The 11,922-nt window shown below is 66.8% G+C and carries 10 protein-coding genes; 5 read left to right on the top strand and 5 right to left on the bottom strand.

Going from position 1 to position 11,922, the window contains the following annotated elements; genetic code table 11:
• Positions 1–17 precede the first annotated feature (17 nt).
• The 4 genes from ASD34_RS07165 to ASD34_RS07180 all read left to right on the top strand — a co-directional run bounded on the left by ASD34_RS07165 (position 18) and on the right by ASD34_RS07180 (position 3,759).
• Positions 18–815 carry an endonuclease/exonuclease/phosphatase family protein gene (locus ASD34_RS07165; RefSeq protein WP_056574876.1) on the top strand — a complete coding sequence of 266 codons (798 nt, stop codon included), beginning with the start codon at positions 18–20 and terminating at the stop codon, positions 813–815.
• Positions 816–829: 14 nt separating this feature from the next.
• Positions 830–2,107, top strand: coding sequence for a cardiolipin synthase ClsB (gene clsB, locus ASD34_RS07170; protein WP_056574879.1), 1,278 nt, complete (start codon positions 830–832; stop codon positions 2,105–2,107).
• A 55-nt stretch (positions 2,108–2,162) separates the two neighbouring features.
• Positions 2,163–3,140, top strand: a complete 978-nt coding sequence (locus tag ASD34_RS07175; protein ID WP_056574881.1) for a lysylphosphatidylglycerol synthase domain-containing protein — start codon at positions 2,163–2,165, stop codon at positions 3,138–3,140.
• Between the two features lie 118 nt (positions 3,141–3,258).
• Positions 3,259–3,759 (top strand): polyhydroxyalkanoate granule-associated phasin, encoded by a 501-nt coding sequence (locus tag ASD34_RS07180; protein WP_056574884.1) that lies wholly within the window; start codon positions 3,259–3,261, stop codon positions 3,757–3,759.
• A gap of 12 nt (positions 3,760–3,771) precedes the next feature.
• On the opposite strand, the gene ASD34_RS07185 is transcribed toward ASD34_RS07180, so the two are convergent.
• From ASD34_RS07185 to ASD34_RS07195, 3 genes are all read right to left on the bottom strand, one after another.
• Complete coding sequence (locus ASD34_RS07185; protein WP_056574886.1) at positions 3,772–5,031, bottom strand: metallophosphoesterase; 1,260 nt, start codon at positions 5,029–5,031, stop codon at positions 3,772–3,774.
• 122 nt (positions 5,032–5,153) lie between these two features.
• A complete protein-coding gene (locus ASD34_RS07190) occupies positions 5,154–5,666 on the bottom strand; it encodes a hypothetical protein (RefSeq protein WP_056574889.1) in 513 nt (170 codons plus the stop codon).
• A gap of 110 nt (positions 5,667–5,776) precedes the next feature.
• Positions 5,777–6,301 (bottom strand): hypothetical protein, encoded by a 525-nt coding sequence (locus ASD34_RS07195; protein WP_056574892.1) that lies wholly within the window; start codon positions 6,299–6,301, stop codon positions 5,777–5,779.
• Between the two features lie 409 nt (positions 6,302–6,710).
• On the opposite strand from ASD34_RS07195, the gene ASD34_RS07200 reads away from it, so the two are divergent.
• Positions 6,711–7,910 (top strand): ABC transporter substrate-binding protein, encoded by a 1,200-nt coding sequence (locus ASD34_RS07200; protein WP_056574895.1) that lies wholly within the window; start codon positions 6,711–6,713, stop codon positions 7,908–7,910.
• Positions 7,911–7,989: 79 nt separating this feature from the next.
• On the opposite strand, the gene gyrB is transcribed toward ASD34_RS07200, so the two are convergent.
• Positions 7,990–10,611 carry a DNA topoisomerase (ATP-hydrolyzing) subunit B gene (gene gyrB / locus ASD34_RS07205; protein ID WP_056574898.1) on the bottom strand — a complete coding sequence of 874 codons (2,622 nt, stop codon included), beginning with the start codon at positions 10,609–10,611 and terminating at the stop codon, positions 7,990–7,992.
• A 134-nt stretch (positions 10,612–10,745) separates the two neighbouring features.
• Positions 10,746–11,852 carry a DNA polymerase III subunit beta gene (gene dnaN / locus ASD34_RS07210; protein WP_056574900.1) on the bottom strand — a complete coding sequence of 369 codons (1,107 nt, stop codon included), beginning with the start codon at positions 11,850–11,852 and terminating at the stop codon, positions 10,746–10,748.
• Positions 11,853–11,922: the final 70 nt, after the last annotated feature.

The following is an 11,922-nucleotide window of genomic DNA, read 5'->3' on the forward strand; positions in this document are numbered from 1 at the left end:
GTACAACGGCAGCACCGATGTCTTCTTTCCCTTCTTCTCCGCTGCCTGAAGCGGCCGTGGTCGCCGCGCCGGCCTCGCTCAAGGTCATGACCGTGAACACCCACAAGGGCTTCACGGCACTGAACCGCCGCTTCATCCTTCCGGAGCTGCGCGACGCGGTGCGCACCGTGGGCGCCGACGTGGTATTCCTGCAGGAGGTGATGGGCACGCACGCGCGCCATTCGCGCACCGTGAACAACTGGCCCGAGGCGCCGCACTACGAATTCCTGGCCGACACCATGTGGCCGCAGTTCGCCTACGGGCGCAACGCGGTGTATCCGAAGGGGCACCACGGCAACGCCGTGCTGTCGAAGTTTCCGATCGTGCATTACCGCAATCACGACGTGTCGGTAAGCGGCCCCGAGAAGCGCGGACTGCTGCACTGCGTGCTGCGCCTGCCCGGCCGCACGGTCGATGTGCATGCGATCTGCGCGCATCTCGGGCTGGCCGAGGCGCACCGCCAGCAGCAGCTGGAGTTGCTGTGCCACATCGTGCGCGACGAGGTGCCGGCCGACGCGCCGCTGATCGTCGCGGGCGACTTCAACGACTGGCGCGGCCGTGCGCACGAGGTGCTGGCCGAGGGCGCCTCGCTGCGCGAGGTGTTCGTGCATGCCCATGGCCGCGCGGCGCGCACGTTTCCGGCGCGCCTGCCGCTGTTGGCGCTGGACCGCATCTACGTGCGTAACGCGAGCGTGCATGCGCCCGTGGTGCTGCCGCGCCGGCCGTGGTCGCATCTGTCGGACCACGCCCCGCTGGTGGCGGACATCGACCTGTGAGCACCGAGGCCCCCATGCGCGACACCCACGAGCGTGCCGGCCACTGGACCGGCGGCAACCGCATCGAACTGCTGGAGAACGGCGAGGAGTTCTTTCCGCGCGTGTTCGAGGCGATCCGCCAGGCGCAGCGCGAAGTGATCATCGAGACCTTCATCCTCTTCGAGGACAAGGTGGGCCTGGCACTGCACGCGGCCATGCGCGCGGCGGCGCTGCGCGGCGTGAAGGTCGATTTGATGATCGACGGCTTCGGCTCGCCCGATCTCTCGCGCGAGTACCTCGAGAGCCTGGCCACGGCCGGCGTCAAGGTGCGCGTGTTCGACCCGGGCCAGCGCTTCCTGGGCCAGCGGCTCAATGTGTTCCGCCGCATGCACCGAAAGATCGTGGTGGTCGACGGCGTGCGTGCCTTCGTGGGCGGCATCAACTACTCGGCCGACCACCTGCTCGACTTCGGCCCCAAGGCCAAGCAGGACTACGCGGTCGAGCTGGCGGGACCGATCGTGGCGGAGGTCCACCAGTTCGTGCTGCGCGCGATTGCGCTCGGCGGCAAGGGCGCGGGCTGGTTCCGGCGCCGGCTGAAGCAGGCACCGCCGGCCGAGCAGCTGCAGGCAGCGGGCGAGGCCGATGTGATCTTCGTCACGCGCGACAACCGCCGCCACACCAACGACATCGAACGCCACTACCGCGCGGCGATCCGCGCCGCGCGCGAGCGCATCGTGATCGCCAACGCGTATTTCTTTCCGGGCTACCGCCTCATCAAGGAGCTGCGCCGCGCCGCGCGCCGCGGTGTCGATGTGCGCCTCATCCTGCAGGGCGAGCCCGACATGCCGATCGTGAAGACCGCCGCCAGCATGCTGTACCACCACCTGCTGCACGCAGGCGTGCGCATCTACGAGTACTGCGACCGCCCGCTGCACGGCAAGGTCGCGCTCATGGACGACCGCTGGAGCACCGTGGGCTCGAGCAACCTCGACCCGCTGAGCCTGTCGCTCAACCTCGAGGCCAACGTCGTGGTGCGCGACACCGCGTTCAATCACCTGCTCTGGGAGCGCATGGACCAGCTCATGCGGCACAGCTGCAAGCAGATCGGCGCGGAGGACCTGGCCAGCGAATGGAGCGGCTGGCGACTGGTGCGCAGCTTCTTCGTCTTCCACTTCCTGCGCTGGTACCCGTCGTGGCTGAACCGCCTGCCGCGCCACGCACCGCGCCTCACGCCGGCCGAGGCGACCGACCTCATGGCGCAGCAGAAGAAACACACGAGCGACGACGGCACGGCGCGCACGGAGACCGCATGAGCCGCCGGGCCGCTCCCAAGGCGAATACCGCAGCGCGCAGCGCAGGGGCCATCGAATGAGCGCGTCCCTCGCCCTCACGCACCGGCCCTGGTGGCCGTGGGTGCGCAAGGTCGCGATCTGGGCCTTCTTCGGCGGCATCGCGTGGCTGTTGCTGACGCAGGCGCGCAGCATCGACTGGGCCGAGGTGTTCGCCGCGTTGCGCGCGTTGCCCGCGCTCACGCTGCTTGCGGCCGGTGCCCTGGCCGCCGCCAGCTTCGGGCTCTACAGCACCTACGATTTGCTCGGCCGCTACCTCACGAAGCACCGGCTGGGCGCCGGCACGGTCATGGGCGTGACCTTCATCAGCTACGCCTTCAACCTCAACTTCGGTTCGCTGGTGGGCGGCGTGGCGTTTCGCTACCGGCTGTATTCGCGGCTGGGGCTGGGCAACGAGACCATCACGCGCGTGCTGGGCTTCAGCATGCTGACCAACTGGCTCGGCTACCTCGTGGTGGCCGGCGCTGCATTCTGCTTCTGGCCGATGGCGCTGCCGCCCGACTGGAAGATCGACGGCGGCGGCCTGCGCGTGCTCGGCGCGGTGCTGCTGGTGGTGTCGCTCGCCTATCTGGCGCTGTGTGCGTTCTCGGACGGCCATGTCTGGCGCGTGCGCGGCCATGCGCTGCGCACGCCGACGGTGCCGATGGCCTTGCTGCAGTTGGCGATGTCGTGCGTCAACTGGTCGCTCATCGGCGGCGTGATCTGGGTGCTGCTGCAGGGCGAGGTCGGGTACCCGCAGGTGCTCGCGGTGCTGCTGGTCGCCGCGGTGGCGGGCGTGGTCACGCACGTGCCGGCGGGGCTTGGCGTGCTGGAGGCCGTGTTCGTCGCGCTGCTGGCGCACGAGGTGGCGCAAACGCGTCTGCTTGCCGCGCTGCTCGCCTACCGCGCGCTGTACTACCTGCTGCCGCTGGCCGTGGCGCTGGTCGCCTATCTCGTCACCGAGATGCGGGCGCGCCGGCTGCGCGCGGGTGCCAGCCGCAACGACAACAAACGTTAAATATTGCCCGCAAAAAGCGACCGATCGGTGAAACGACGGCTCGAAATTGCTGCGCCGCAACAATCTTCACTTCACCGGCCTATAGTGGCCCTCTGTTCCCCTCATGTGCCCTCTTCCCATGTCGTCCTTCAGTACCACCGCCCGCCTGGCCAGTCCGCTGATGCAATGGGTCGATCTGGCCCTCAAGACCCACGAAACCCTGGCATCGTCCGGCACGGTGATCCGCATGCGCACCGAGCGCATCGCCAAGGCCGGGCTCGCGCCCAGCGCCGCCGATCTCGCGGAGTTCCAGCTCATGGGCCACGAAAAGCTCACGGCAGCCAGCGAATCGGGCCTGGCAATGGTGAGGCAGTGGCACAGCAGCCAGGCGTCGCTCGCCCAGCGTGCATGGCAGCAGTGGCTGCAGGGCGCCACGGCGCTCTTCTCGCTGGCCGGCAGCTTCACGCCGGCCCAGGCGGCAACGCATGGCGACGCGCTCGTGCAGGCGACGGCGCGCGGCGCCAGCACGGCGGGTCAGTTCACGGGGGTGGCGGCGCGCATCGCGCGCGAAGGCCTGAAGCCGATCCACGCGGCCGCCACGTCGAATGCGCGCCGGCTGCTGGCCGAACTGCAGGCGTGACCCCGCTGCGTTTCAGGATTTCGTCGGGACCAGCGTCACCAGCGTGATTTCCGACGGCGCGCCGAAACGCTTCGGCGGCCCCCAGTAGCCGGTGCCCCGGCTCACGTAGATCCACATGTCGTGCAGCCGGTGCAGGCCGGCCGTGAACGGCTGCTGCATGGGCACGAACAGGTTCCACGGAAAGAACTGGCCGCCGTGCGTGTGGCCCGACAGTTGCAGCTGGTAGCCGGCCGCGGCCGCCACCGGCGCGCTGCGCGGCTGGTGCGCCAGCAGCACGCGCGTGTGCACCAGAGGCGGCGCGTCGTGCAGCGCCAGGTGCGGGTCGCTCGCGTGCGCGGCGTCGAAATGGCCGGCGGTGAAGTCGGTCACGCCAGCCAGCACCAGCGCGCTTTCGAACAGCTCTTCGTCGGTCTGCGCGCCGCGCACGTTGCGCGTCTGCAGCACCACATGCTCGTTCAACAGCACCTTCAGGCCGAGACGGCGCAGCTCGTCGATCCAGGCGTGCGCGCCCGCGTAGTACTCGTGGTTGCCCGTGACCACGAAGGTGCCGTGGCGCGCGCGCAGGCCCGCCAGCGGCGCGATGTGCTCGCGCAATTCGGGCACGCTGCCGTCCACCAGGTCGCCGGTGATCGCGATGGCGTCGGCACCGAGCCCGTTCACCGCGTCGACGATGCGCTGGATGTAGCCGTTGCGGATCGTCGGGCCCACGTGGATGTCGCTGAGCTGCGCGATCGTGAAGCCGTCGAGCGCCGCCGGCAGGCCGCGGATCGGCACGTCGACCTGCTTCACGCCGGCCGTGCGGCGCGCGTTGATGAAGCCGATCAGCGACACGCCCGTGGCCAGCGCCAGAACCGCCAATGCGCTCCAGGGCGCGATCGCGTCCCACGGCACCTGCAGGCCGCCGAGCGAACCCGCGAGCCAGGCCAGCAACAGGCCGAGGTCGCGCACCAGCGTGAGCACGAACAGCGAAGAGAACCAGCCCATGCTGATGAGGCCGATCCAGTGCAGCATCTCGCCCGCCGGCTTCGCCTTGCGGTCGGCACGATGGCCGCGCGACACGAAGGGCAGCGGCATCGTGACCGCGGACACCGCCAGCAGCACGAGGGCGAGCGGCCACGCAGGCGTGAGCGACGCCAGCGCAGGCAGCAGGCGCAGCGCGATGTAGACGTGCAGCAGCGCGGTCAGGACGCTCAGGGGACGGATCGGCATCGGGACGAAGAGAGACGCGGGCATGGCCCGGGACACGGCATCTGCAAGGCGCATGCCGCGCATTCAAGGCACCGAAAGCTGCCTGGGTCGCTATTTTTTCTATAGCGCGCGCCAACCGGATAGCGGGCATTGTGGCGCCGCAGGCGTGACCGTTCGGTGCCGGTCGCGGCGCCTTGCCGCTGTGCCTACCGCACCGTGCGCGTGCCGGCGGAGGCCATGTCGGTGCCTGCCGGCCATTCGAACACCGCCTTCGCTGGCGCACCCGGCGATACCTGCAGCGTTTGCTTGAGCGTCTGGCCGCCGATGCGAGCCTCCACTTCGTAGCGGCCCGGCTCAAGCCGCGCCACCATGAACGGTCCGCCCGAGACCACGTTGTCGAGCAGCGCGGTGCCGTGGCTGTCGCGCACGGTGACGTGCACACCGGCCGCGAAGTCGGCGCGGCGGCCGTCCTTGATCGCGAATTCGAAGCTCGCGGGCCAGCGTGGCGACACGGTTTGCATCAGCTGCGCCTCGTCCTGGCCGATGCCGCCGCTCATGTACTCGACGCCGTGCGCCATGAGGATCGGCGGGTTCATCGCCGCCTGGGCCGGCTGCGCCGCGAGTGCGCCGCCGAGCAGCACGAGCAAGGCCGCAGCGCTCGCTGCAGCCACGGGCCGGGCGTGCGAGAACAGGAACAAGGGGGTGGTGGTGAGAGACATCGGAGCCTTCCTTTCCGGGCAATGGTGGCGACAGGCCACGCAGGCAGGCAATGTGCCGCGCACGACTTAAGGAAGGCTTAACTGCGCGGGCCGTGGCGGCTCGCGTCCGCTCAGCGCGCGGTGGTTTGCGCCAGTGCCTGCGGCAGCGGCGGCGCGATCGAGGCCATGTCGAAGTTCGATGGCCAGACGAACGAGGCACGTGCCGGAATGCCGGCGATCACGACCAGTTGCTGCGTGAGCGTGAGCCCACCCAGCGTCACGTCGACGTCGTAGGCGCCCGGATCGAGCCGCGCGAGCATGTAGGGCGCCTGGGTCTGCACTTGCATCACCGTCTGGCCCGTGTACTTCTGCCGGATCTGGATGGCGGCCTTGGCCGGGAAACCGGCCTGCTGTGCGCCTTTGCCGTCGCTCACGCGCAAGTCGATGGTCGCAGCCCAGCGCGGTGCGACCATTTCCAGGAAGGCGGCTTCGCCCTTGGCGGCGCCGCCGCACATGTATTCGATGCCCTGCGCGATCTGGATCGGCGGGTTCGAGAACGCATGGGCCGGCGACACGGCCGCGAGGAGTGCCGCGGCGGCTGTGGCACCGCCCAGAACCAGTGCAGCCACGGGCCGCTGGAAACGCTTGGGGTTCATTGCTCTGTGTGTCCTCGATCTTGCGTGACAGGAAATCCGTCAGGAATTTTGCTTAGCAAGAGTCGGGCTAGATATAGCGTTTACGAGGAAGCTTCTGCGTTGCGCAGGTGAATGCTATTGTTTTCATAGCTGGTGACATCCATGTGACGGGCGTCACCCCCGTTTTTTGGCGCCGATTCATCGGAAACCCTGAGATGCAGGCTCGGAGCCGCCGGTGTGGATATTCCACCGATACGGCGCAGCCTCGCCGCTGCGGGGTTCCATGCCTGCGCCTCGTCACCCGGCCATCGTTTGAACGAAATTGGCAACACATATTGGATTTAGTGCGCAATTGACTGGGCATACCCTAGCTATGGAAGGCTGCATAAAGAAATTAGGCTCGGCGCTTCTTTCAAAGTGCCAAACCCCAATGCCTCATTTCCATCGCCGGTTCATCCTCTTGTTGGTGGGTTTTGGATGCGCTGCCCACGCCGCCTCACCACCGTCCGCGCCGATCCGCATTGGCGTCATCGGCCCTTTCACCGGGCCATCGGCCGATTTCGGCACGCCCATGCTCAACGGCGTGAAGATGGCTGTCGACGAAATCAATGCCGTGGGCGGGTATCTCGGGCGTTCGCTCGAACTCGTGGTGAAAGACGACCAGGCCAATCCGGGCATCGGCCGTTCGCAATCCCAGGCCCTCGTCAATGAAAAAGTGGTCGCCACCATCGGCTTCTGCAATACCGGTGTGGCGATGAATTCATTGGCTGTTTTCAATGACGCGAAATTGCCGCTGATCGTGCCCTGCGCCACCGGCTCGCCGCTGACCTCGACCTATCCGCCCGCCACGAGCTACGTGTTTCGCACATCGCCCAAGGACGGCATCCAGGCGCCCTTTGTGGTCGACGACCTGCTGGCGCGGGGCTGGAAACGGGTTGCCGTGCTGCACGATGCCACGGGCTACGGCGAGGCGGGAGTGAAGGATGTCGAGAAGGCGCTGGCGGCCCGAAACCTCAAGCCCGTGTACGTCGGCCGCTTCCAGCTCGGCGTGAAAGACCTGACGAAGGAACTGTCGGAGGCCAAGGCGGCCGGCGCGGATGTCATCTTCAGCTACACCGTGGGCCCTGAAAACGCCGTCATTGCGCGTGGCCGGCAGGCCCTGGGCTGGAAGGTGCCGCAGGTGGGGCCCTGGACGCTGTCCTTCCCCTCGTTCATCGACGGCGCCCGGGACGCCGCCGAAGGCTCGCTGGTGGCGCAGAGCTTCATTGCCGAGCCGAGCAACGAGCGTCGCTCGTCATTTCTTTCCAACTACGCGCGGAAGTTCAACACCAGGCGCATTCCGGTCCCGATGGCCGCCGCGCAGGCCTACGACGCCACCTACCTGCTGGCCCATGCGATGTTCAATGTGCCGAACGGCAAGCTCGAAGGCCCGGCCATCAAGACCGCGCTCGAGCAGCCCAAGCGTCCCTACTACGGCGTCGTCACGACCTACGACAGGGCGTTCTCGGACAAAGACAAGGACGCGATTTCGCCCAACATGCTGGTGATGGGCGTGGTGCGCAACGGGCAGATCACCTTCGCGTACCCGGAGGATGCGAAGCGCAACCTGTTCGTGCAGCGCAAGCAGTGAAAGTGAAGGGGGCGTCCGCAGGACGCCTTCGCAGCACACCGCGCGACACGAAGGGTGTCACGCGGTGGTGCGGAATCGATCAGACGTCGATGTTCGACGCGCGCAGCGCGTTCTGCTCGATGAACTCGCGGCGCGGCTCCACCTCGTCGCCCATCAGCATCGTGAACACGCGGTCGGCCTCGATCGCGTCGTCAATCTGCACGCGCAGCAGGCGGCGCACGGCCGGGTCCATGGTGGTTTCCCACAGCTGCTCGGGGTTCATCTCGCCCAGGCCCTTGTAGCGCTGGCGCGAGGTGGCGCGCTCGGCTTCGCCGATCAGCCACTTCATGGCCTGGCGGAAGTCGTCGACCTTTTCTTCCTTGGCGCGTTCGCCCTCGCCGCGCTTGACCAGCGCGCCTTCGGTGCTCAACAGGCCGCGGAAGGTGTTGGCGGCTTCGGCGAGTGCCGCGTAGTCGGCGCCGTGCACGAAGTCCTGCGTGATCACGCTGGACTTGATGTTGCCGTGGTGGCGGCGGCTGATGCGCAGCAGCGGCTTGTCGGTGCGGGCGTCGAACTCGCTGCTCACCTCGGCCGGCACACCGGTCGTGTTGAGTTCGCGCAGCTTGGCCTGCAGCGCCACGGCCGAGGCCTCGGCGGCGGGCGGCGTGTCGAGGTCGAGCGCCACGCCGTCGGCGATGGCGCGCAGCGCTTCGGCGTCCATGAAGTTGCGCAGGCGCGCAATCACGGCCTCGGCCACCTGGTGCTTGCGCGCCAGCTCGGCCAGCGTGTCGCCCGACAGCGTGGTCGAGGCGGCGCCGCCGGTCTCGATGCTCGCGTCCTTCAGCGCCACCTTGAGCAGGAAGGCGTCCAGCGCGGGGCCGTCCTTCAGGTACTGCTCTTCCTTGCCGACCTTCACCTTGTACAGCGGCGGCTGCGCGATGTAGATGTGGCCGCGCTCGACCAGTTCGGGCATCTGCCGGTAGAAGAACGTGAGCAGCAGCGTGCGGATGTGCGCGCCGTCCACGTCGGCGTCGGTCATGATGATGATGCGGTGGTAGCGCAGCTTGGCGACGTTGAAGTCGTCCGCCCCGCCGCCCGCCGTGGTCGCGCCGGCGCGGCCGATGCCGGTACCGAGCGCGGTGATCATCGTCAGGATTTCGTTGCTGGTGAGCAGCTTCTCGTAGCGCGCCTTTTCAACGTTCAGGATCTTGCCGCGCAGCGGCAGGATGGCCTGGAACTTCCGGTCGCGGCCCTGCTTGGCGGAGCCGCCGGCGGAGTCACCCTCCACGAGGTAGACCTCGCACAGGGCGGGGTCCTTTTCCTGGCAGTCGGCCAGCTTGCCGGGCAGGCCCATGCCGTCGAGCACGCCCTTGCGGCGGGTCATTTCGCGGGCCTTGCGGGCGGCTTCGCGGGCGCGGGCGGCCTCGACGATCTTGCCGCAGATGATCTTGGCGTCGTTCGGACGTTCCTGCAGGTAGTCGGTCAGCAGGCGGCCGACGATGTCTTCCACCGGCGCGCGCACTTCGCTGGACACCAGCTTGTCCTTGGTCTGGCTGGAGAACTTGGGCTCGGGCACCTTCACGCTCAGCACGCAGCACAGGCCTTCGCGCATGTCGTCGCCGGTGACTTCGACCTTCGCCTTCTTGGCGAACTCGTTCTCTTCGATGTACTTGTTGATGACGCGGGTCATCGCGGCGCGCAGGCCGGTGAGGTGGGTGCCGCCGTCACGCTGCGGGATGTTGTTGGTGAAACACAGCACCTGCTCGTTGTAGCCGCTGTTCCACTGCATCGCCACTTCGACGCCGATGTGCGTGCCGGGGATGCCGCCGTAGGTGTCGGCCGGCTTCTCGCCCGCTGCATAGAACGAGTTCGGATGCAGGACGGTCTTGCCCTTGTTGATGAACTCGACAAAGCCGCGCACGCCGCCGGCGCCGGAGAAGTCATCTTCCTTGCCGGTGCGTTCGTCCAGCAGGCGGATGCGCACGCCGTTGTTCAGGAAACTCAGCTCGCGCAGGCGCTTGCTCAAGATCTCGTAGTGGAAATCGTTGTTTTCCTTGAAGATTTCCGTGTCGGGCAGGAAGTGCACTTCGGTGCCGCGCTTGTCGGTGTCGCCGATGACCTTCATGGGCGAGACCTCGAAGCCGTTCACGGTCTCGAGCAGGCGGTTCTGCACGAAGCCGCGGCTGAATTCGAGCTCGTGGATCTTGCCTTCGCGGCGCACGATCAGCCGCAGCTTCACGCTCAGCGCGTTCACGCACGAGACGCCCACGCCGTGCAGGCCGCCCGAGACCTTGTAGCTGTTCTGGTTGAACTTGCCGCCAGCGTGCAGTTCGGTGAGCGCGATTTCAGCGGCTGAGCGCTTGGGCTCGTGCTTGTCGTCCATCTTCACGCCCGTGGGAATGCCGCGGCCGTTGTCGGTGACGGAGATCGAGTTGTCGGAGTGGATGGTCACGACGATGTCGTCGCAATGGCCCGCGAGCGCTTCGTCGATGGAGTTGTCCACCACCTCGAACACGAGGTGGTGCAGGCCCGTGCCGTCGGAGGTGTCGCCGATGTACATGCCCGGGCGCTTGCGCACGGCTTCCAGACCTTCGAGGATCGTGATCGCACCTTCGCCGTAGCTGGCGTCGGCGGGGACGCCTTCGGGCGCCACGATCTGGATTTCGGGGGTATAGACCGGCTCGGTGTGCGGCACGTCGGGCTTGTTCTCTTCTGCACTCATTCGGATATTCCTCTGTCTCTCACGGGTTTCCCGTGATTTTTCGGGCTCTCAAAAGCTCAATTCGCCGCCTCTTGAAAGCGCAAACCCGCGGGGGGCCGCGGGTTGTGTGCGCAAGGCGCTGTGTTTTCCAGGGTCTAGATGCGCATCGGCATCACGACGTACTTGAAAGATGCGTTCTCGGGGATGGTTAACAAGGCCGAGCTGTTGGAGTCGGCCAGGTCCAGCTTGACCATGTCCTGGTCCATGTTCGACAGCGCGTCGATCAGGTAGGTGACGTTGAAGCCGATCTCGATGCTGTCGCCGCCGTAGTCGATGTCGAGTTCGTCCTGGGCTTCTTCCTGCTCGGCGTTGTTCGACGCAATGCGCAGCGTGCCCGGTTCGATGTTCAGGCGCACGCCCTTGAACTTCTCGCTGGTCAGGATGGCGGTGCGCTGCAGGCTGGCCAAGAGCGGCGCGCGGCCCAGCGTGACGGTGTTCTTGTGGTTCTTGGGAATCACGCGGTTGTAGTCGGGGAACTTGCCCTCGACCAGCTTGGTGACGAACTCCATGCCACCGAAGCTGAACTTGGCCTGGTTGTTCGCGAACTGCATCTCGATGGCGCCTTCGGCGTCGGACAGCAGCCGTTGCATCTCGAGCACGGTCTTGCGCGGCAGGATCACTTCCTGGCGCGGCACTTCGACATCGAGCATGGCCGAGGAGAACGCCAGGCGGTGGCCGTCGGTGGCCACGAGGCTCAGCTGCTTGCCTTCGGCCACGAACAGGATGCCGTTCAGGTAGTAGCGGATGTCATGCACGGCCATGGCGAACGAGACCTGCGAGAGCAGGTCTTTGAGCGTCTTTTGGGGCACGCTGAACACGGGGCCGAAATTGGCGGCTTCCTGCACCAGCGGGAAGTCCTCGGCGGGCAGCGACTGCAGCGTGAAGCGACTCTTGCCGCCCTTGAGCACGAGCTTGCTGGCGCTCGATTCGAGGCTCACGGTCTGGTCGGCCGGCATGGTGCGCAGGATGTCGATCAGCTTGCGCGCGCCGATGGTGGTCGTGAAGTTGCCCTCGTCGCCACCGAGTTCGGCGGTGGTGCGGATCTGGATCTCGAGGTCGCTGGTGGTCAGCTGCAGCTGGCCGCCGGTCTTGCGGATCAGCACATTGGCCAGGATCGGCAGGGTATGACGCCGCTCGACGATGCCGGCCACCGATTGCAGCGCAGCAAGAACTTTGTCTTGGGTTGCCTTCAAAACGATCATGTCTTCTTCCTCTTCTCTTATCTCTTTGAATCAGCTTTCAGGACGCCATTCTCCGCTGTCGCGAGGGGCG

This window comes from Variovorax sp. Root473 (assembly GCF_001426505.1).
Lineage (GTDB): Bacteria > Pseudomonadota > Gammaproteobacteria > Burkholderiales > Burkholderiaceae_C > Variovorax.

Coding starts and splice junctions, on each gene's coding strand:
- ASD34_RS07185 (WP_056574886.1), bottom strand. CDS start 5,031: ATGCGCGGCATGCGCCTTGCAGATGCCGTGTCCCGGGCCATGCCCGCG.
- ASD34_RS07200 (WP_056574895.1), top strand. CDS start 6,711: ATGCCTCATTTCCATCGCCGGTTCATCCTCTTGTTGGTGGGTTTTGGA.
- clsB (WP_056574879.1), top strand. CDS start 830: ATGCGCGACACCCACGAGCGTGCCGGCCACTGGACCGGCGGCAACCGC.
- dnaN (WP_056574900.1), bottom strand. CDS start 11,852: ATGATCGTTTTGAAGGCAACCCAAGACAAAGTTCTTGCTGCGCTGCAA.
- ASD34_RS07165 (WP_056574876.1), top strand. CDS start 18: ATGTCTTCTTTCCCTTCTTCTCCGCTGCCTGAAGCGGCCGTGGTCGCC.
- ASD34_RS07190 (WP_056574889.1), bottom strand. CDS start 5,666: ATGTCTCTCACCACCACCCCCTTGTTCCTGTTCTCGCACGCCCGGCCC.
- ASD34_RS07175 (WP_056574881.1), top strand. CDS start 2,163: ATGAGCGCGTCCCTCGCCCTCACGCACCGGCCCTGGTGGCCGTGGGTG.
- ASD34_RS07180 (WP_056574884.1), top strand. CDS start 3,259: ATGTCGTCCTTCAGTACCACCGCCCGCCTGGCCAGTCCGCTGATGCAA.
- gyrB (WP_056574898.1), bottom strand. CDS start 10,611: ATGAGTGCAGAAGAGAACAAGCCCGACGTGCCGCACACCGAGCCGGTC.
- ASD34_RS07195 (WP_056574892.1), bottom strand. CDS start 6,301: ATGAACCCCAAGCGTTTCCAGCGGCCCGTGGCTGCACTGGTTCTGGGC.